This is a genomic window from Bacillus sp. AK25, assembly GCF_048270685.1.
Lineage (GTDB): Bacteria > Bacillota > Bacilli > Bacillales > Bacillaceae > Bacillus > Bacillus altitudinis.
In genome coordinates, this window is sequence record NZ_JBLUWC010000001.1 from 582,236 (window position 1) to 601,467 (window position 19,232).

The following is a 19,232-nucleotide window of genomic DNA, read 5'->3' on the forward strand; positions in this document are numbered from 1 at the left end:
GTCATTTTATATCGTCGCGGGGTGGAGCAGTTCGGTAGCTCGTCGGGCTCATAACCCGAAGGTCGCAGGTTCAAATCCTGCCCCCGCAACCAAATTATTTTACCTATTAAATAGGGAGTACTCACTGAGTACAGCCAAAATGGTCCGGTAGTTCAGTTGGTTAGAATGCCTGCCTGTCACGCAGGAGGTCGCGGGTTCGAGTCCCGTCCGGACCGCCATTTTTATGACTTGTAAACGAAAACGTATAGTTTCGTTTTTTTTTATGTCTTTTTCTTTCAATAGGTATCCTAGATGCAATGAAACTCCTTGTGTTTGGCTACACTAAATGTGATAAGAAAAGATCATGACTTCAACAAACAACGCCTGGTTTTTTTATACCAGGCTTTCTTTATATCGTTTTTAGTTGGAACCGAGGCTCATATTCGCTACACTAATACTAACTGTGTCTGACATCATGTTTGCTCAATCAGTTGATTGTATGAAGGGGCTGTCTTTTATGGATGAATTTGATCTTATTCGCCGAATTACACCAAAAGAAACGCATCAGCGTTCTTTGGTCATGGGCATCGGTGATGATGCTAGTGTTTATCAACCTCATTCACATTGTGAAGAGGTCGTTTGTGTTGATACAATGGTAGAGCATGTCCATTTTCGATTTGATTTTTCCACACCCTTTGAGGTTGGATTTAAAGCGCTGGCAGTGAATATCAGTGATATTGCAGCCATGGGAGGAACCCCTAAGTATTATCTTGTATCAATCGCGATCCCGCCTCATGGGGATGAAGCAATTGTCGCAGCTTTTTACGAGGGAATGAAAGCATTGGCTGACAGATATCATATGGATTTAATCGGTGGAGATACAGTAGCCACCCGCAGTGACTTTGTCATCACAGTAACGGTCATTGGTGAGATTCCAAAGGGATCAGCCTGTTACCGTCATAGTGCTCAGACAGGAGACGTTGTCTTTGTCACAGGTGAACTAGGTTCATCAGCTGCTGGGCTATCCCTTTTAATGAATGAAGTAAATGCTGCACATTCGATTGATACTGCTTTTTTTCTAGAGCGACACAAAATGCCGCAGCCGCATATTGCTGCTGGCCTTATTTGTTCAAGCTTCCCCCGAGTGACCTTGAATGATGTGAGTGACGGATTAGCGAGTGAGTTAAACGAAATAGCGGAAGCCAGTCGTGTGACGATTGAAATTGAAGCTGATCAGCTCCCAAAACATCCACATCTACCGTTGTTACATAAAGAGTGGCTTGAATGGGTCTTGTTCGGTGGAGAGGATTTTGTCTTAACTGGTACGATCCCTGAAACGGATTGGAAGCGATTTGAGATGAAATGTAAAAAAGAACACATTCAGATCACGCGTATTGGACAAGTCAAAGATGATCGAGCGTCCAGCGTTATTTTAAAAGACCATGATCAACAAACAATTTTAATGAAAAAAGGATATAATCATTTTAAGAAATGAGGTGACTCCACCATGAAGTTAACGTGGACAACAAAAGGTGCGGATGAGACGAAACGAATTGCTGCTGCCTTGGCTACACTTGTGATGCCCGGCGATGTCTTAACATTAGAAGGAGACTTAGGCGCAGGTAAAACGACTTTTTCAAAAGGTTTTGCAGAAGGCTTAGGTATTACCCGTATCGTCAACAGCCCTACTTTTACAATTATTAAAGAATATACGGATGGCAGACTGCCACTTTATCATATGGATGTGTATCGTATGGAAGATGCGGAAGAAGATATTGGACTGGGCGAATATTTTGAGGGGGAAGGTGTATGTTTGGTTGAATGGGCACATCTCATTGAACCTCAATTGCCTTCATCGTATTTAAAAATTGAAATGCTGAGAACAGAACGTGAAGAAGAACGTCATCTCACGTTTTATGCAAAAGGGGAGCGCTATGAGGCCCTTTGTAAGGAGATGAAAGACATTGACCATACTGGCAATTGATACGTCAAACCATACACTCGGAATAGCTCTTGTCCGTGATGACACTGTGGTTGGGGAAAGTATTACGTACTTAAAGAAGAATCATTCAGTACGTGCAATGCCGACAGTTGAAGCACTGATGAAAGAATGCGGCGTAGCACCGAACGAATTAAGCAAAATTGTTGTAGCCAAAGGACCCGGTTCTTACACTGGCGTTAGAATCGGTGTGACCATTGCAAAAACACTTGCTTGGACGTTGTCTATCCCGATAGCTGCTGTTTCAAGTTTAGAAACGCTGGCGGCAAATGCTCGATATTTTGATGGAATGATTTCTCCTATATTTGATGCAAGAAGAGGACAAGTTTATACAGGGTTATATACATTTGAAGGTGGAGAGATAAAAGAAGCGAAACCTGATCAAAATATCCTGCTCACTGATTGGCTTCAAGAGCTGAAAAAGGAAGGGAACCCTGTTTTATTTCTTGGACATGATGTGCATCTTCATCAAGAGAATGTTCTCTCCATACTTGGAGAAACTGCTGTGATCGCAGACGAGGCATTTCACAACCCAAGACCTTCAGTGCTCGCATTTTTGGGGGCAGACCGCCCTGCTGAAGATGTCCATCAGCTTGTTCCTAATTATATTCGTTTGGCAGAAGCGGAAGTGAAATGGCTTGAAGGACAAAAATAATCTCAACACAGTAGAGATGCGAAGAATGACAGTAGAGGACATCCCAGAGGTATATACGATTGAAGTGCATTCGTTTACAGCGCCTTGGAAAAAAGAGTCGTTTGTCTATGAAATTCTCCATAACCAATACAGCCATTATTTCCTCATTGAAGAAGATGGTCAGCCTGTTGGGTATTGCGGTGTTTGGATTGTCATGGATGATGCACAAATTACGAATATTGCGATTCTCCCTGAGCACCGGGGAAAAGGATACGGGGAAGCGCTGCTTCGATATGTCATGGAATTTTGCAAAGAAAAAAAGACAGATCATCTTTCACTAGAAGTGCGGGTATCAAATACGCCAGCACAATCCCTTTATGAAAAGCTAGGTTTTAAACCAGCTTCTATTCGAAAGAATTATTATACGGATAACGGGGAAGATGCATTAGTCATGTGGGTGAAGATAAATGAGTGAAAAAAAAGATCGATTCATATTAGGTATAGAAACCAGCTGTGACGAAACAGCTGCGTCCATTGTGAAAAATGGGAAAGAGATCGTAGCGAATGTTGTCGCCTCACAAATAGAAAGCCATAAACGATTTGGCGGCGTGGTACCAGAAATCGCTTCAAGGCATCATGTGGAACAAATGACGATCGTATTAGAAGAAGTCATGACGCAGGCCAATATGACCTTTCAGGATGTAGACGCCATTGCTGTGACAGAAGGACCGGGCTTAGTTGGTGCACTTTTGATAGGTGTCAATGCAGCCAAAGCATTGAGTTTTGCACATCAAATTCCGCTTGTTGGTGTTCATCATATTGCTGGACACATTTATGCGAACCAGCTCGTTGGTGAACTGGTGTTTCCTTGTTTAGCTCTAGTCGTCTCTGGTGGGCATACTGAGCTTGTTTTGATGAAAGAGCATGGGTCTTTTGAGGTCATTGGTGAAACGTTGGATGATGCGGCTGGAGAAGCGTATGACAAAGTAGCTCGGACAATGGGTCTGCCATATCCAGGGGGACCTCACATTGATCGATTGGCACATGAAGGGGAGCCAACGATTAAGCTTCCTCGAGCATGGCTTGAAGAAGGGTCTTATCATTTTAGCTTCAGCGGTTTAAAATCAGCGGTCATCAACACACTACACAATGCGTCTCAAAAGGGTGAAACCATTGCGCCAGAGGATTTGGCTGCAAGTTTCCAAGAAAGCGTGATTGAGGTGCTGGTTGGAAAGACCTTAAAAGCGGCTGAAGCGTATGGTGTGAAACAAGTCGTTCTAGCTGGCGGGGTTGCTGCCAATAAAGGTCTTAGAGAAGCCCTTACTTCAGCATTTGCGAAGCTACCTGAAGTGAATGTCATGATTCCGCCATTGTCTCTTTGTACAGACAATGCAGCCATGATTGCTGCTGCGGGAACCATTGCATTTGAGAAGGGAATAAGAGGCGACATGGCAATGAACGGTCAACCTGGCCTGCCGCTTGTCTCCTATGAATAAGAACTCCTGTGGATATACAGGAGTTTTTTCTAATGAAATGAAAGCGATTTATTCACATGTAAACGTTATATATCCACAATTGTTAGAAAATTCGTTTTAAAATGAAGAGAATGTGTATAAATGTGATCTTTTATGTGGATATGTGATTAAAATGCTGTGGATAAAGTGGATAACTTTAAAATATTTAAGAATAATCAAGATGTTATTGTGGGTATCGTTGTGGATAAAGATTCTCTCCTTAAAAAAAGAGCACCCGTTAGGGCACTCTTTATGCATCTGATAGATCTTCCCATTCCGCAAAAAGTGATTCCATCTCTTGATTGAGCGCATCATTTTCTGTTTGAATGGCTTGTACTTTCTCGTGATCTTGGAAAATAGCAGGATCACATAGAAGCTCTTCGTTTTCACCGAGCTTGTCTTCTATGACAGCGATACGCTCTTCAATTTCTTCAATTCGGCGCTGCTTTTGTCTTTCTTTCTTTTTGAGTTCTTTCTCTTCTGCATAGGAAAGTTTTGCTGTTTCTACTGGTTTTTCTGCTTGTTTTTTATGCGACTCCTGAGTTTGGAGTGCTTCAAGCTCTAATTGTTCGTTTTTCTTTTCAAGATAGTAGTCGTAGTCACCGAGGTATTCTTTTGTTTCATCTGGCGAAAGCTCAAGTACTTTTGTTGCCAAGCGATTGATAAAGTAACGGTCATGCGAAACAAACAAGATGGTGCCTGGATAATCAATCAGTGCATTCTCTAAAATTTCCTTACTGTCTAAATCAAGATGGTTCGTCGGTTCATCGAGAATGAGGAAATTGGCTTTTTGGAGCATCAGCTTTGCCAGTGCAAGTCGTGCTTTTTCTCCACCGCTTAATGCATGTACAGGCTTTAAGACGTCATCACCTGAAAAAAGGAAGTTTCCTAAACAAGTCCGAATGTCTTTTTCAGTCATATGGGGATAATCATCCCAAAGTTCATTTAACACTTTTTTGGAGGATGTCAGCTTGGCTTGTTCCTGATCATAGTAGCCAATCGTCACATGAGAACCAAAGCTGATATCGCCTTTTACTGGTTTTAACGTATCCGTTAAGGTTTTTAAAAGAGTTGATTTCCCGATACCGTTAGGACCGATGAGTGCCACGCTATCCTCCCGTTTAATATGAAAAGAGAGGGAGGAGAGGAGCGGCGTTTTTTTATCGTAACTAATATCGAGATCATGCACCTTCAGCACGTCATTTCCGCTTTGCCTCATAATATCGAAATGGAAGTTGGCGGATTTTTCATCTCCTAACGGCTTATCTAAACGATCCATCCGTTCCAGCTGTTTCCGTCTACTTTGAGCACGCTTTGTGGTGGATGCTCTTGCTAAGTTGCGATCCACGAAATCTTGAAGCTTCGAAATTTCTTCTTGTTGTTTTTCATACAGCTTCATATCACGCTCTAGCTGCTCAGCTTTTTGGTCAAGATACTTACTATAGTTCCCTGCGAACTTTTTCATCGCTGTTCTTGACACTTCATATACATGGTTCACGACTTTGTCTAAGAAGTATCGGTCATGGGAAACGATGAGAATGGCTCCTGTATAATTTTGCAAATACTGCTCAAGCCATGATAAGGTATCAATATCTAGATGGTTGGTTGGCTCATCCAAAATCAAGAGTTCTGGTTTCATCAATAATAGCTTTCCAAGCGCTAGACGGGTTTTCTGACCGCCGCTTAAGGATTGGACGGTTGTATGGTCTTCAAAATGACTAAAGCCGAGTCCGTGTAAAATGGAGCGGACATCCGCTTCATATTGGTAGCCGCCTTGATCTTTAAATGCTTGCTGCAGCCTGTCATAGGTTTTCATTAGAGAATCTAATTCTGTTCCTGTGGAAGAAGCCATTTTCTCTTCTATGGTTCTCATCTCTTGTTCCATTTCTTTTAAATGATCGAAAACGGATAGTAGTTCGTCTTTTAGCGTACGTGTAGACGTCACATCTGTATGCTGTGCTAGATATCCAATGGATAGGTCTTTCGGTTTGATGATCTCACCTTGTTCGTAAGACATTTGACCGGCAATGATTTTTAAAAGCGTGGATTTTCCTGCACCGTTACGACCGACAATGGCAATACGATCCCTCGCTTTGACTTCTAATTTTATATTCGTTAAAACGGTATCAGCGCCAAACGATTTGGACAGCTGATTCACTTGTAGAATCATCATGTAACTTCACCTCTGCTATAATATGTTAAGTGTAGCTTATCAGCAGTAAACCGGCAAATCTTACATACGGCTGCCATGGTCAAATGAAAGACAGATAGGAAAAAATAGTGTATGATTTGAGTGAGGGAGCGTTGAAAGATGAGTCAATTTAGCCACTTTAACGAACAAGGAAGAGCAAAGATGGTCGACATTAGTGACAAATCGTCTACAGTGAGAACTGCCGTTGCTGTTTCAAGCGTTCGTATGATAAAAGAAGTATTTCATCAAATACAAAAGCATGACATTGGAAAAGGGGATGTGCTGTCTGTCGCACAGGTAGCTGGCATCATGGCAGCAAAGCAAACGTCCAGCATCATTCCAATGTGTCATCCGCTTGCATTAAAAGGTGTCGATATCTCCTTTGATTGGGAGGAAGACGGAAATGCGTACATTCTGAACATACAAGTACAGGTGAAAACAAAAGGAAGTACGGGTGTGGAGATGGAAGCGCTCACTTCTGCCTCAGTATGTGCACTGACCGTTTATGACATGTGCAAAGCAATAGACAAAGGGATGATCATCGGCCCGACCTATCTAGTAGAAAAAACAGGCGGGAAAAACGGTGATTTTCACAGAGCATCTGATATTTAAGTTGGAGGATCTTATATGAATATAGACCAGTCAAAAATTCCACAAGCGACAGCCAAACGTTTGCCGCTTTACTACCGTTTTTTAAAAAATCTGCATGCATCAGGAAAACAAAGGGTGTCATCGGCAGAGCTTAGTGATGCAGTTAAAGTGGATTCTGCCACCATTCGCCGAGATTTTTCTTACTTTGGTGCACTTGGGAAGAAAGGGTATGGCTATAATGTCGATTACCTCTTGACCTTCTTTAGAAAGACCCTTGACCAAGATGAAATGACGAATGTCATGCTTATCGGTGTCGGGAATTTAGGGACTGCTTTTTTACACTATAATTTCATTAAAAATAATAATACAAAAATTTCAATGGCTTTTGACGTCAATGAGAGTAAAATAGGAAGTGAGATAGGCGGCGTGCCTGTCTATGATTTGGATAAGCTTGAAGAGCATGTGCAAGAGGTAGGAGATATTCCTGTTGCGATTTTGACAGTGCCTGCCGTAGCAGCTCAATCCATTACAGATCGTTTGATTGCCCTTGGCATCAAAGGAATCCTTAACTTTACGCCGGCTCGATTGAATGTGCCGGAACACATTCGAATTCATCATATAGATTTGGCGGTTGAACTTCAGTCTCTTGTGTATTTCTTAAAGCATTACTCTGTTACACAGGAGGACTGACGAAAAGGGGTAAAGGGGGTGGAGCAAATGGGTCCGATTGGTCCTGGAAGTTTGGTTCTGATTGCGATTGTTGCGCTCATTATATTTGGGCCGAAAAAGCTTCCTCAATTAGGAAGAGCAGCAGGAGATACATTACGTGAATTTAAAAATGCCACAAAAGGTTTAGCTGATGATCAGGAAGAAAATAAGAAAAAAGAAGATCAGTAGAATAGGATGAGCTTCATGAATGTCAAAGATATGCCGCTTATGGAGCACATTGTGGAACTGCGAAAACGTTTAGTGATCATTGCGATGTTTTTTGTTGCCTTTATGGTGGCAGGTTTTTTTCTCGCTAAGCCGGTCATTGTGTATTTACAAAATACCGATGAAGCGGCCACACTGACATTGAATGCATTTAAGCTCACAGATCCACTGTACGTGTTTATGCAGTTCGCTTTTGTCATTGCTCTTGTTTTGACGTGTCCCGTAATTTTATATCAGCTTTGGGCGTTTGTGAGTCCTGGCTTATATGAAAAAGAAAGAAAGGTGACACTTGCTTATATTCCGATTGCACTGCTTTTATTTTTGAGCGGTGTGGCTTTCTCTTATTTTATTTTGTTTCCATTTGTCGTCGATTTTATGATACGGATGTCAAATGATTTACATGTGGAGCAAGTGATTGGGATTCATGAGTATTTTACATTTCTGATGCAGTTAACACTTCCATTTGGCTTTTTGTTTCAGATGCCTGTCGTGTTGATGTTTCTCACTAGACTGGGTATCATTACACCGATGTTTTTATCAAAAATACGGAAGTATGCCTATTTTGTCCTCCTTGTCATTGCCGCACTGATTACACCGCCAGAGCTCGTTTCTCACCTCATGGTTACCTTGCCAATGCTCGTTTTGTATGAAGTGAGTATTGTCATTTCAAGAGTGACCTATCGCAAAATGCAGCAAACAGAGACAGAGGAGAAAGAAAATGATGTTGTCTCATAAAAAAGCATCGTGATCCAAATAGGGGTCACGATGCTTTTTCTATTGTGAAAGAAATTGATTAATTGCTTGAAAGAGATGCTCGTAATAGGCAGGTTCATGCGGGACAAAATCATGTATACGGACCTCTCTCTTTTCCTCACGTCGCTTGCCATCTGCATCCACTTCAAAGCCCTCGATGTTCATTTTTTCGCATTCTCTATTTAAAAGCTGCTGTGCATCCATCAGCCTTGCTCTATAAAGTCCAGCAACTTCTTCTTTCTGTAGATGGACATCCATGTGCTCTTTTTGATCCATATAAAGATACACATGGCAAAACTCACGATCGGTAAACGATGGCATATGGATTTCATCTTTAATGACACCAGCAAAGGTAAGGTTCTCAAACGAGATGGAGAGACCAAGCTCTTCTTCGACTTCTCTGATGCCATCAGAAGGCTGTTCATCTGCGAGAAGGTGGCCTGCTGCTGTGATATCAAATAGAGATGGGAAATCCTTTTTGGCGGGACTCCTCAGCTGAAAATAGAGAAACACTGTGTCATCTTCCTTTTTTAAAAGCCAGAAATGAAAGGTTTCATGCCAAAGGCCCTCAGCATGGATATCAGATCGAGCGGCTGTACCAATCGTTTCATGCTGATTGTTCATGATGTTCAGTTTTTCGTGTTCCATGAAAACATGACCTCCATAAAAAAACCATTTTCCGCTGTTTGGAAAATGGTTTTTGGTTTATTTTTGCTGTTGTTTTTTCATTTTGACAGAAAAAGCAAACATTTTTAACGCGATATTAATATTATAGGCCGCAAACACCATCAGCAAAATGCTGTAAAATGACCACATGTCACCTGGATTTTGAATGGCCATATAGGTGAACGCCACACCTACGGCAAAATAAATAATGCCCCATACGACAGGGTTTCTCATGAGAAAAAGCCTCCAATAATCATTTGCATTGTTTGAGATTGTTCTTCAATTATTTTTCTTACTGGCTCAATCTGCACAAGAATGACGAGCGAGTTCATCAGCATGTGTGCGCCGATTGGCACAATGATTCGTTTTGTTTTCGCATATAAAAAGGCGAATGTAAAGCCCATTGCGGTATAGAGCAAGATATGTGGGAAATCATTGTGTACAGCAGCAAAAACCACTGAACTGACAAGTGCGCCAATGAAAAAATTCGTTTTTTCATAAACGACACCAAAAATGATTTTTCGGAAAATGATTTCTTCTAATATCGGTCCAATCAGAGCGATGACGATGACAAGCCATGGAACTGCATCCATAATGGCTAAAATGTTTTGAGTATTTTCGGATTCTCGGCTAATGCCAAATGCATATTGTTCAATCGCCCCCGCAATGGATTGTGCAAAGAGGGAAAGAAAGAAACCGCCAATGATCCAAGCGATTGCCACGCCGACTGAAGCCGGTGCTTCATTTCGAAGTGAAGCTTTTGGTACAGTCCGAAGGATGAGCAGAATAATGATTAGTCCAATACAGAAGCTGATGATTGTCCATGTTCCTGACAATTTGGAGAGCTCTGCTTGTGTCATCGGTGTCTGAATGTAACCTAACCATTTCATAATGAACACATAAGGAATCGCAGAAACCTGCACCAATATATACGTTAAGATGATGTACCAATATTGTTTTTTCAAGTAACGAAAACCCCTTTACTAAAAGAACTAGATTTATTGTAACACAAGTCTTCTTTTTCGTTGAAAAGGAAAGAATCGGTGATAAAAAAAGATCATGAAAGCGTAAAAATTTTTAAAGGTTTTTACTTGAAATTACAGAAGACATTCTTTATTATAATAAATGTGTTAGCACTCACTAGTGATGAGTGCTAAAAAAAGACTACATATAAAAATTGAGGAGGTTGTTTCTTATGTTAAAGCCATTAGGCGATCGCGTAATCATTGAACTCGTTGAATCTGAGGAAAAAACCGCTAGCGGTATTGTCTTACCGGATTCTGCAAAAGAAAAACCGCAAGAAGGTAAAATTGTTGCAGCAGGTTCAGGTCGTGTACTTGAAAGTGGTGAGCGCGTTGCGTTAGAAGTAAACACAGGCGACCGCATTATCTTCTCAAAATATGCAGGTACTGAAGTGAAATATGAAGGAAAAGAATATTTAATCCTTCGTGAAAGCGACATTTTAGCTGTTATTGGTTAATCACATAAACAAAGATTGAGATATATTCCTAAAAAGACTGAGGAGGTTTCGTTATTATGGCAAAAGATATTAAGTTCAGTGAAGAAGCACGTCGTGCGATGTTACGTGGTGTAGATGCACTTGCAGATGCTGTAAAAGTAACTTTAGGACCTAAAGGACGTAACGTGGTTCTTGAGAAAAAATTCGGTTCTCCACTTATCACAAATGATGGTGTAACGATTGCAAAAGAAATCGAATTAGAAGATGCATTTGAAAACATGGGTGCAAAACTTGTGGCTGAAGTTGCAAGCAAAACAAACGATGTAGCTGGTGACGGTACTACTACTGCAACGGTTCTAGCTCAAGCGATGATCCGTGAAGGTCTTAAAAACGTAACAGCTGGTGCAAACCCTGTTGGTGTTCGTAAAGGAATCGAAGAAGCAGTGAAAGTAGCACTTGAAGGCTTGCATGAGATTTCTAAACCAATCGAAGGTAAAGAATCAATTGCTCAAGTTGCGTCTATTTCTGCAGCAGATGAAGAAGTCGGTAGCCTAATTGCTGAAGCGATGGAGCGTGTAGGAAACGACGGCGTCATCACAATTGAAGAATCTAAAGGTTTCACAACTGAGCTTGAAGTGGTTGAAGGAATGCAGTTTGACCGTGGTTATGCTTCACCATACATGGTAACTGATTCTGATAAGATGGAAGCGGTTCTTGAAAATCCTTACATCTTAATCACTGATAAAAAGATCACAAACATTCAAGAAATCCTTCCTGTACTTGAGCAAGTCGTACAACAAGGAAAACCATTATTGATCATTGCTGAAGATGTAGAAGGCGAAGCACTTGCAACACTTGTTGTGAACAAACTTCGTGGAACATTCAACGCAGTGGCAGTAAAAGCACCTGGATTCGGTGACCGTCGTAAAGCAATGCTTGAAGACATCTCTGTTCTAACTGGCGGAGAATTAATCACAGAAGACCTAGGACTTGACCTGAAATCAACTGAAATTGGTCAGCTTGGCCGTGCGTCTAAAGTGGTTGTCACAAAAGAGAACACAACGATCGTAGAAGGCTCAGGAGATTCTGCTCAAATCGCAGCACGCGTGAACCAAATCCGTGCGCAAGTAGAAGAAACAACTTCTGAATTCGATAAAGAAAAATTACAAGAACGTCTTGCAAAACTAGCTGGCGGCGTTGCTGTCATCAAAGTTGGTGCTGCAACTGAAACAGAACTAAAAGAACGTAAACTACGCATCGAGGATGCACTGAACTCAACTCGTGCAGCAGTTGAAGAAGGTATCGTATCCGGTGGTGGTACAGCACTTGTGAATGTATACAACAAAGTCGCTTCCATCGAAGCTGATGGTGACGTTCAAACAGGTGTGAACATCGTTCTACGTTCTCTTGAAGAGCCAATTCGTCAAATCGCTCACAACGCAGGTCTTGAAGGATCAGTCATCGTTGAGCGCTTGAAAAACGAAGAAATTGGCGTAGGCTTTAACGCAGCAACAAACGAATGGGTAAACATGATCGAAAAAGGAATCGTTGACCCAACAAAAGTCACTCGCTCTGCACTTCAAAACGCAGCTTCTGTAGCAGCTATGCTTCTTACAACTGAAGCAGTCGTAGCTGACAAACCAGAAGAAGGCGGCTCAGGCGGCGGAATGCCGGATATGGGCGGAATGGGCGGAATGGGCGGAATGGGTGGCATGATGTAACACCCCCGAAAACCCCTTGAAATATAGGGGTTTTTGTTTTGTCTATTTTTTGGTTAAGAGTGTTAAATGAATTGAAACTTTCACCGTTTTACATCCGTTAACTAAAGAGACAGTGATTTTTTGGTTTTATCTAACATAAAGAGATGAGATGATTTTAAAAAGAAAAGCGGTGATCATATGGGCTTTACGACTTGGGTGGCGATTATTGTTGCACTGGCTGTCGTGTTTGGATTGTTTGGATCGAAGAGTCGTGATAAATAAGAGGTTGAACCCACTTCCAGAGAGGAAGTGGGTTTTTTATTGCATATACAATATTCATGAGCTATACTAATTTTTAAAATTTATGTAAATACAATAAAAAAGAGGCGTGATAAATGAGAGAAATTTTGCGGGAGATCGGCGTGATTGCTCGCGCGCTTGATTCCATTAGTAATATTGAATTTAAAGAGTATGATTTAACGAAGGGGCAGTATTTGTATCTTGTGCATATTTGTGAGGAGCCTGGCATCATTCAGGAAAAACTAGCGGAGATGATCAAGGTAGATCGAACAACGGCTGCCCGGGCTATTCAAAAATTAGAGCTGCATGGTTTTATTCAGAAGAAAGATGACTCAGTGAATAAAAAAATCAAGAAGCTGTTTCCAACTGAGAAAGGGAAAGTCGTCTATCCAATGATCAAACGAGAACATGATCATTCAAATCGGGTAGCGCTGGATGGGTTTTCTGAAGAGGAAGCGGAACAGATTTATCAGTATCTTTTGAGGGTGCGAAAGAATATCGAAAAAGATTGGGAAGATGTGAAAAAAGGCAAAAAGAGAAGCTACTAATTAAATAAGGGGGGAAGGGAACATGCATATACCATCATTTTTTCAAGTGAAAGATATGGAGAAAATCAAATCATTTATTCAATCACATTCATTTGCTACAGTTGTGACGACAACGAATGAAAAGCCCATTGCGACCCATATTCCAGTGAGTTTTCATCAAATTGGCGATTCGTATGTGGTCTCAGGGCATATGGCGATTGGGAATCCTCAGTGGAAAACGTTTGAAGAAAATGAGGAGGTGCTCGTCATTTTTCAAGGGCCGCATGCCTACATATCCTCTTCATGGTATGAGAAAGAAGCCGTACCGACGTGGAATTATCAAGCTGTACATGTATATGGAAAGGCTGCACTGCTCGAAAAATCAGAACTGGTCAAGGAATTAACAGCGATGCTGGAGACATATGAAAGTCATAGAGATCAGCCAGTGCTGTGGGATACGTTGTCTGAGGAACTGCTAGAGAAACAAATGAAAGGGATTGTGGGCTTCAAAATCATCATTGATGAAGTTCAAGCTGCTTTTAAGTTAAGCCAAAATCGCCATGAAAGAGATTATGCTCGTATTATTGAACAGCTTGAAGCAGAGGGTGAAGTGGAAATGGCGGCTGCGATGAAAAAGAGAGAAGAGAATATATGAAAAAAGCACTCTGAAGAAAAAGAGTGCTTTTGTTGTTATCCTTTTATGTTCAAATATTCTTCAAGGGTTTTGCCGCTCTTTTTCACTTTTTTCGCATTTTTTGATCCGAGGTATCTGAGGTGCCATGGTTCATATTGATAGCCTGTCACTTTTTCTTTACCTTTCGGATAGCGGATGATAAAGCCAAATTCATGGGCGTGTTTGGCCAGCCATTTCGCTTCTTTCGTATTGGCAAAAGAATCTTCAGCCCAATGTTTTGAATTGGCACCGCCGATATCAAAAGCAAGGCCGGTTTGATGTTCGGAATAGCCTGGTCTTGCGCTAAATCGATCTGCTTGTTTTTTGCCATGAGAGGCGACGTAATTGTTGTACAAGACACGCTGACGGTCGTATGAACGGAAGGTGCTAAAAGCGGTATGTCGAATGTTTGCTTTTTTGGCTTTTGCTGTCATAGCGTTGACAGCTTTTCTCGCTTGTTTGTTTTCTCCGGGATTGTATGAAGACGGGAGTCTATGTTTCTTATTCACAACCAATATCCCTTTTACATACGTACCTGGCGTTTTAGTGGAAGGAGCAGCATATGAAGCTGGTGAGCTTTTGCCTGCTTTTTTGATATATTGAGAGCTGACGTAACCCGTTTTTCCTTTATACTTTGTTTGAATCCATGAACCATTCTTTTTAAGATAAGGAATCCTTTTCCCTTTTGGAATGGTCAATATCACTGAATATTTTGTTCCAGGTCCCTTGCGAAGATGAACATTCGCTGTTGTCACGTATTTCGGTGTAGCTGCTTTTGCGACTGGTGTCGCATAAGTCATGTGTAAAAAGGGCAGCTGGACAGGAAAGATTCCAAGCCCAAGTACGAGAACCACACTGACAATAATTCCTTTGATCCACGGGTGTTTCATCTTCATTTCTCTCATCCCTTTCAATCTACTAACATACATATATTGAGATAGATTGAAATAAAGTGCAATGGTTTTTTTATGCCAATTGAGATTGAATCATATCATTAGGTTCTTTTTTTTGTTTAAAATTACATAAAAAATCCACTATTTCCATAAAAAATTAGCTGAATTCCTTATAATAAAAGTATCTGAGAACGGGGAGTGAGTCGAGATGGACCAAAACGTACTGCAAATGGATCAAGACAGATCAGAGAATGAATTCGCGGTTCTTAATATATCTTCTAAAGAGATTGGTGCTCTATCAAAGGGAGTAGCGGAGCAGATTTTACAAACGGGAGATACGGACCGTATTCATCAGCTGATGTACGTTCCGATTGAAAAGAAAGAAGATTTGAATTGGCTGATCCAATGTGTTGGGGAGGCGCTAAAGAATGAAGTTGGTGATGACGTTGCACTAGAAGTAGCTGATTTGCTCTATTTCTTTGTCATTCCGTATTATGGGAAGTATATGTTGAAAGATCGTCATTTGTATGAGGATATCGATCATTTGCTGGTACGATTAGCATCTAGAGCTCACTCGGATATTGACACGCTGATTGATATCATAAGAGAAGATTTTAATGAAAATATACAATAAAAGAAGCTTGTAGAGCGATCCTCTACAAGCTTCTTTTATGTGAACGTTATTCAGCAGGAACTGTTTTGACAGGCTCTTTTCTAAACACACCCATGCATCCTGCGATGAGGATTAATACAGCTGGAAGGATAAAGAACATAGAAATAGAAATAATACCACCAACAGCAGATACTAATAATAAAATCCCGCCAAGCTTTGCTTTTTTCTTCACGATAACAGATGCCACAATCGCAAGAATAGAGAAAAGCATCGCTGCCCAGCCTAATCCTGTGATTTGACTCGTACCTGATTCACTAAATGCGGCATCGAGTCCTCCAAAGGCAATGGCAAACATTGCACCGAAAAATCCAAAAATACCTCCAATTAAGCCTAAAACAAATTCCGTTGTTCTTTTCATGGTACTTTCCTCCGATATGTAAATAAGAATTATTGGTACTTAAGAACCAACACAATCTTACTCATCGGCATTCTTTTCACAATGTTAATAGTTTTGTTAAAAAAAACAAGAAAATCCATAAAGAATTTTCTTGTCCAATTACTGGGCTCTCTCCCAGGTAATCTTTGTTTCATTTGATGTTTTCTTCCCTTTTGCCAGTATTTTTCCATTTTCCTGTTTCACGGTAATGTTTAGGTCATAAAAGGAGTAGAGGGCGCCGAGGCTGTCATTTTCCGGTTTATGCAGGTTGTTTTTCTTTTCAGTGGATGCACCAATAGCTAGTGTTTTGGCATAGTTCAAACCAATGACTTCAGCGTAATCACTATTGGTCTCAGATGAAGCCGTCACGTTTAAGGAAATGACTTTTTTCTTTTGATCAACGGTGATCGCTGTGTCTTTTACGAGCTTAGACTGCTCCATGACCTCTTTCGTTTCATTTTGAATGCGTTCATTAATCGTTGGAAGTGCCGTAGATTCTGTTTTTTCTTCTTTTGCCGTATTTGAGCAAGCTGCTAGGATAGAGAAGGTTGCAACAAGACTCATGAAAACAAGTAGACTTTTTCTCACGTTCTTTCTCCTTTGTTCTTCAAAGTATGTATGCTTATGTTACCACGAATTGATGTTTTGATTAAAAGAGAAGTGTTGATAAGCTGTGAACAATCAAAAGCACCCAAAGTTGGGTGCTCCAGCGTGTAGACAAACCCTCGCATTCGGTGTCAGGCCTGCGCGCCGGTGCTCACGAATGTCAAATTCGCTCCGCGCCGGTGCTCGCCCTTCCTAGACTGCAAAGGTTTTCTTGCACGCTGAAAAGAAGACAAAGAGCTAAAATAAAATTATTTTAGCTCTTTGTCAGCAATTTTGAAGCACCCAAAGTTGGGTGCTCGTGCTTTATTGTGCTGAAAGGGTTGTACTAAGTGGGATAGACGAAATGACCGTGAATTTTGGAGTCGGAGCACCTGATTCTAGATTTTTGCGTAAAAGAGATGATTTGACGGTGCCGTCCCATTTTTTATAGACACTTCCAGCTGTATTTGCGCGAAGCTGTACATTAGAGAAACTTGCTTGCGAGTAGCTATTTTTTCCATTATCTTGTACGCCATGAACCATTTTGACGACATCGAGGTCTTTCAGACGACTAGGATTGAAAACAGGCTGTTTATAACGCAGTTTTCCGTTGACGTATAGTGACACTGTGCCATCACCGTTGTTGATGAGCTTTAAGTTGACACGTGCACCATCTTTAATACTTGAATCGTATTCGCTGTTCCAATATTGACTGCCGCCTTGGGAGCCGGTGCCCAGGAATACCTTATAGCCAGAAGATGTTTTTGAAATCCCGCTTTCAACAACGGCAGAACCGAGACCAAGATACCAGTCGGCATAGCCATTTTTAATAGTGGCTGTTTTTGGCAGCACAATATCAGCCGAGATACCTGACCATTTGGCTTCATCCGTTTGTGTCACGATGGCGCCGTGACGAGGACCAGCCGCAGAGGCAGGAATACTTGAAAGCATCAAAACGAAGATCAAACTTACACTCAAAACGATGAACCACTTTTTCATGAAAATTCCTCCTTATATTTGATTCATTTCTATTATATAAAACGAAAGGGAGGGATCTACTGACAATGTTCTGGCTGTTTTTGGTGAAATTTATGAACAAAATCGGTCATTAAGTGGTCAACTTGTATTCGAATTGTAATGTGACTGTAAAATAACTGGGTGCATCTTCATGTATAATAGGGTCAGAAACCAAATACGGAGGATTTTTTAATGAATAAAAAGCTTATCGCGACAATCGTAACAGTAGCTAGTTTATTTTTAGCGTTTAGTTTCTCACATGGAGCAAGTGCAAAAAAAGTAAGCGGCAATATTACATGGTATAATGGTGTCGGTAAAAAAGGCGCAGATGGAAAAAAACTCGGTCATTGGGATGCAGCAACGAAAATGGGATTTGACGTACCGAAAAAAGGTACAAAACTAAGAGTGACAACAAAAGCGAAACCACATAAAGTGATTACAGTATATAAATATGATGTAGGTAGAATGCCAAACGCAGTATTAGACGTAAGTCCGAAAGCATTCAAAGCACTTGGGTATAAAACAAGTAAAGGTGTCGTCAAAGGGCATTACACTTATTAATACATAGGCATGCAAAGAAGCGGGAAAAGTTCATTTTCTGGCTTCTTTTCTTGTGGAGAGGGTCTGAAAATCAATGAAAAAATCAACATGGTGGATCATCACAGTGATTGGAGTCGCAGTGATTGCGGCCGTCATCTTCTTCATGATGAAGCCGGGGCAAGAGGCAAAACATGCAGGAAAAGTGAAAACAAATCAAGATGCAAAAGACGAATTGCTTGTTTCATTTACGGATCAAAAGTTAAACAATACTTATTACTTGCATGACAAGGCGCTTCATACAGAGAAACTGACAGCATATCCTTCAATTGCTTATGATCAGGCGAAACAGCTTTTATACTACACGTATACAGATGAAGACACACAAAAAGTAAGTATACGGGAATTAAATGTGAAAACGGATAAAGAAAAAACGCTCTTTACGAGTAACGATTCAATCGACAGTATGAGACTTTCTGGTGACGGAAAACAGTTATATTTAAGGTATAACAAGGATTCAGGTGAGCAATTTTATGTAGCATCTTTTGATTTGAAAACACAGAAAGTGAAAGTGTTATATCCAGAAAAAAGTGATGATGATACGGTGAGTTCTTTTGCTTATGATCCAGCATCAAATCTGTTGGCCATTCAGCATTATTCGTTAAAAGAGGATTATAAAAAGACGGATGAGGCAAATGAAAAAGGAATGGATCCTGAACCAACGACCATGAAGATTACCCTACAAACAGGTGAGAAGGGAAAGCGAATTGCACGTATTTCTCAAACCATCAATGATATTTCTTTTTCACCAGATCATAAAAAACTCATTTATACAGAAGTGAAGGTTCGAAATGAAAAAGAAGTATCATCTATTAAGGTGATGGATGTAGATACAGGAAAAACAAAGACACTTGTTAAAAACAGCCAAGATGTGCGTATTTTAAGTGCTGCCCAGCCACAATTTTCTGCGGATGGTACATCTGTTTATTTCTTAGGTGTTGCAAAGAACGCAAAGGAATTAAAGGATGACACAGGACGAAAGGCGAAGGTCAGAACCATTTTTGAATATGATATTAAGAAGAAAACAGTAGAAACCGCTTGGGAGAAAGCAGGCGGGATTGTTAACAATTTCACTGTCAATCGGTAAAAGGTGCGCGTTCAGTTATTTCATATAACTGGACGTTTTTTTATTTGTTCATGGAATGTGTCGGTGAAAAATGCGGATTTGTGAA

General features: G+C 40.8%; 24 protein-coding genes and 2 tRNA genes. 18 read left to right on the top strand and 8 right to left on the bottom strand.

Going from position 1 to position 19,232, the window contains the following annotated elements; genetic code table 11:
• Positions 1–15: 15 nt before the first annotated feature.
• The 7 genes from ACNO7B_RS02925 (at position 16) to tsaD (ending at position 4,108) form a co-directional block, all read left to right on the top strand.
• A tRNA-Met gene (locus ACNO7B_RS02925) sits at positions 16–92 on the top strand.
• 49 nt (positions 93–141) lie between these two features.
• Positions 142–218: transfer RNA gene (locus ACNO7B_RS02930), tRNA-Asp, on the top strand.
• A 278-nt stretch (positions 219–496) separates the two neighbouring features.
• Positions 497–1,474 carry a thiamine-phosphate kinase gene (gene thiL, locus ACNO7B_RS02935; protein WP_148780503.1) on the top strand — a complete coding sequence of 326 codons (978 nt, stop codon included), beginning with the start codon at positions 497–499 and terminating at the stop codon, positions 1,472–1,474.
• Positions 1,475–1,486: 12 nt separating this feature from the next.
• Complete coding sequence (tsaE, locus tag ACNO7B_RS02940; RefSeq protein ID WP_007496038.1) at positions 1,487–1,963, top strand: tRNA (adenosine(37)-N6)-threonylcarbamoyltransferase complex ATPase subunit type 1 TsaE; 477 nt, start codon at positions 1,487–1,489, stop codon at positions 1,961–1,963.
• Positions 1,944–2,633 carry a tRNA (adenosine(37)-N6)-threonylcarbamoyltransferase complex dimerization subunit type 1 TsaB gene (tsaB, locus tag ACNO7B_RS02945; protein WP_417901142.1) on the top strand — a complete coding sequence of 230 codons (690 nt, stop codon included), beginning with the start codon at positions 1,944–1,946 and terminating at the stop codon, positions 2,631–2,633. Before tsaE ends, tsaB begins: the two co-directional genes overlap by 20 nt.
• 25 nt (positions 2,634–2,658) lie before the next feature.
• The gene (rimI, locus tag ACNO7B_RS02950; protein ID WP_008344382.1) at positions 2,659–3,087 is read left to right on the top strand and encodes a ribosomal protein S18-alanine N-acetyltransferase; all 429 of its coding nucleotides are present in this window, start codon (positions 2,659–2,661) and stop codon (positions 3,085–3,087) included.
• Complete coding sequence (gene tsaD, locus ACNO7B_RS02955; RefSeq protein ID WP_417901143.1) at positions 3,080–4,108, top strand: tRNA (adenosine(37)-N6)-threonylcarbamoyltransferase complex transferase subunit TsaD; 1,029 nt, start codon at positions 3,080–3,082, stop codon at positions 4,106–4,108. The genes rimI and tsaD overlap by 8 nt, the downstream gene beginning before the upstream one ends.
• A gap of 268 nt (positions 4,109–4,376) precedes the next feature.
• On the opposite strand, the gene ACNO7B_RS02960 is transcribed toward tsaD, so the two are convergent.
• Complete coding sequence (locus ACNO7B_RS02960) at positions 4,377–6,299, bottom strand: ABC-F family ATP-binding cassette domain-containing protein (RefSeq protein WP_417901144.1); 1,923 nt, start codon at positions 6,297–6,299, stop codon at positions 4,377–4,379.
• A gap of 138 nt (positions 6,300–6,437) precedes the next feature.
• On the opposite strand from ACNO7B_RS02960, the gene moaC reads away from it, so the two are divergent.
• Genes moaC through tatC form a run of 4 tightly spaced genes read left to right on the top strand, consistent with a single transcriptional unit; the run spans position 6,438 to position 8,576 of the window.
• Positions 6,438–6,929, top strand: a complete 492-nt coding sequence (gene moaC / locus ACNO7B_RS02965) for a cyclic pyranopterin monophosphate synthase MoaC (protein WP_026050052.1) — start codon at positions 6,438–6,440, stop codon at positions 6,927–6,929.
• A 15-nt stretch (positions 6,930–6,944) separates the two neighbouring features.
• Positions 6,945–7,598: a redox-sensing transcriptional repressor Rex gene (locus tag ACNO7B_RS02970; RefSeq protein ID WP_008355687.1), complete on the top strand. Its 654-nt coding sequence runs from the start codon at positions 6,945–6,947 to the stop codon at positions 7,596–7,598.
• Between the two features lie 27 nt (positions 7,599–7,625).
• Positions 7,626–7,805 (top strand): twin-arginine translocase TatA/TatE family subunit, encoded by a 180-nt coding sequence (locus tag ACNO7B_RS02975; protein WP_012009077.1) that lies wholly within the window; start codon positions 7,626–7,628, stop codon positions 7,803–7,805.
• 6 nt (positions 7,806–7,811) lie between these two features.
• Positions 7,812–8,576, top strand: coding sequence for a twin-arginine translocase subunit TatC (tatC, locus tag ACNO7B_RS02980; RefSeq protein WP_241511764.1), 765 nt, complete (start codon positions 7,812–7,814; stop codon positions 8,574–8,576).
• 39 nt (positions 8,577–8,615) lie between these two features.
• On the opposite strand, the gene ACNO7B_RS02985 is transcribed toward tatC, so the two are convergent.
• Genes ACNO7B_RS02985 through ACNO7B_RS02995 form a run of 3 tightly spaced genes read right to left on the bottom strand, consistent with a single transcriptional unit; the run spans position 8,616 to position 10,225 of the window.
• Positions 8,616–9,242 carry an NUDIX hydrolase gene (locus ACNO7B_RS02985; protein WP_144626128.1) on the bottom strand — a complete coding sequence of 209 codons (627 nt, stop codon included), beginning with the start codon at positions 9,240–9,242 and terminating at the stop codon, positions 8,616–8,618.
• 57 nt (positions 9,243–9,299) lie between these two features.
• Positions 9,300–9,494 (bottom strand): YdiK family protein, encoded by a 195-nt coding sequence (locus tag ACNO7B_RS02990; RefSeq protein ID WP_017366710.1) that lies wholly within the window; start codon positions 9,492–9,494, stop codon positions 9,300–9,302.
• Positions 9,491–10,225, bottom strand: a complete 735-nt coding sequence (locus ACNO7B_RS02995; RefSeq protein ID WP_417901145.1) for a CPBP family intramembrane glutamic endopeptidase — start codon at positions 10,223–10,225, stop codon at positions 9,491–9,493. Before ACNO7B_RS02995 ends, ACNO7B_RS02990 begins: the two co-directional genes overlap by 4 nt.
• Positions 10,226–10,455: 230 nt before the next feature.
• Between ACNO7B_RS02995 and groES the strand changes: the two genes are divergently transcribed.
• The 4 genes from groES (at position 10,456) to ACNO7B_RS03015 (ending at position 13,901) form a co-directional block, all read left to right on the top strand.
• Positions 10,456–10,740, top strand: a complete 285-nt coding sequence (gene groES / locus ACNO7B_RS03000; RefSeq protein ID WP_003214120.1) for a co-chaperone GroES — start codon at positions 10,456–10,458, stop codon at positions 10,738–10,740.
• Positions 10,741–10,796: 56 nt separating this feature from the next.
• Complete coding sequence (gene groL / locus ACNO7B_RS03005) at positions 10,797–12,440, top strand: chaperonin GroEL (protein ID WP_417901146.1); 1,644 nt, start codon at positions 10,797–10,799, stop codon at positions 12,438–12,440.
• A gap of 374 nt (positions 12,441–12,814) precedes the next feature.
• The gene (locus tag ACNO7B_RS03010) at positions 12,815–13,267 is read left to right on the top strand and encodes a MarR family winged helix-turn-helix transcriptional regulator (protein WP_417901147.1); all 453 of its coding nucleotides are present in this window, start codon (positions 12,815–12,817) and stop codon (positions 13,265–13,267) included.
• A gap of 22 nt (positions 13,268–13,289) precedes the next feature.
• Positions 13,290–13,901 (top strand): FMN-binding negative transcriptional regulator, encoded by a 612-nt coding sequence (locus ACNO7B_RS03015; RefSeq protein ID WP_417901148.1) that lies wholly within the window; start codon positions 13,290–13,292, stop codon positions 13,899–13,901.
• Between the two features lie 35 nt (positions 13,902–13,936).
• On the opposite strand, the gene ACNO7B_RS03020 is transcribed toward ACNO7B_RS03015, so the two are convergent.
• Entirely contained in the window at positions 13,937–14,815 is an 879-nt protein-coding gene (locus tag ACNO7B_RS03020; protein ID WP_417901149.1) for a D-alanyl-D-alanine carboxypeptidase family protein, read from the bottom strand.
• Between the two features lie 205 nt (positions 14,816–15,020).
• On the opposite strand from ACNO7B_RS03020, the gene ACNO7B_RS03025 reads away from it, so the two are divergent.
• Complete coding sequence (locus tag ACNO7B_RS03025) at positions 15,021–15,446, top strand: hypothetical protein (protein WP_417901150.1); 426 nt, start codon at positions 15,021–15,023, stop codon at positions 15,444–15,446.
• Between the two features lie 46 nt (positions 15,447–15,492).
• On the opposite strand, the gene ACNO7B_RS03030 is transcribed toward ACNO7B_RS03025, so the two are convergent.
• The 3 genes from ACNO7B_RS03030 to ACNO7B_RS03040 form a co-directional block, all read right to left on the bottom strand.
• Positions 15,493–15,843 (bottom strand): DUF4064 domain-containing protein, encoded by a 351-nt coding sequence (locus ACNO7B_RS03030; RefSeq protein WP_008344359.1) that lies wholly within the window; start codon positions 15,841–15,843, stop codon positions 15,493–15,495.
• A 138-nt stretch (positions 15,844–15,981) separates the two neighbouring features.
• Positions 15,982–16,449, bottom strand: a complete 468-nt coding sequence (locus tag ACNO7B_RS03035) for a hypothetical protein (RefSeq protein ID WP_417901151.1) — start codon at positions 16,447–16,449, stop codon at positions 15,982–15,984.
• Positions 16,450–16,770: 321 nt separating this feature from the next.
• On the bottom strand, positions 16,771–17,445 hold the full coding sequence (locus ACNO7B_RS03040) for a hypothetical protein (protein WP_417901152.1): 675 nt from the start codon (positions 17,443–17,445) through the stop codon (positions 16,771–16,773).
• 210 nt (positions 17,446–17,655) lie between these two features.
• On the opposite strand from ACNO7B_RS03040, the gene ACNO7B_RS03045 reads away from it, so the two are divergent.
• Entirely contained in the window at positions 17,656–18,024 is a 369-nt protein-coding gene (locus ACNO7B_RS03045; protein WP_003213878.1) for an RlpA-like double-psi beta-barrel domain-containing protein, read from the top strand.
• Between the two features lie 73 nt (positions 18,025–18,097).
• Positions 18,098–19,147, top strand: a complete 1,050-nt coding sequence (locus ACNO7B_RS03050; RefSeq protein ID WP_417901153.1) for a hypothetical protein — start codon at positions 18,098–18,100, stop codon at positions 19,145–19,147.
• The last annotated feature ends 85 nt before the right edge of the window (positions 19,148–19,232 follow it).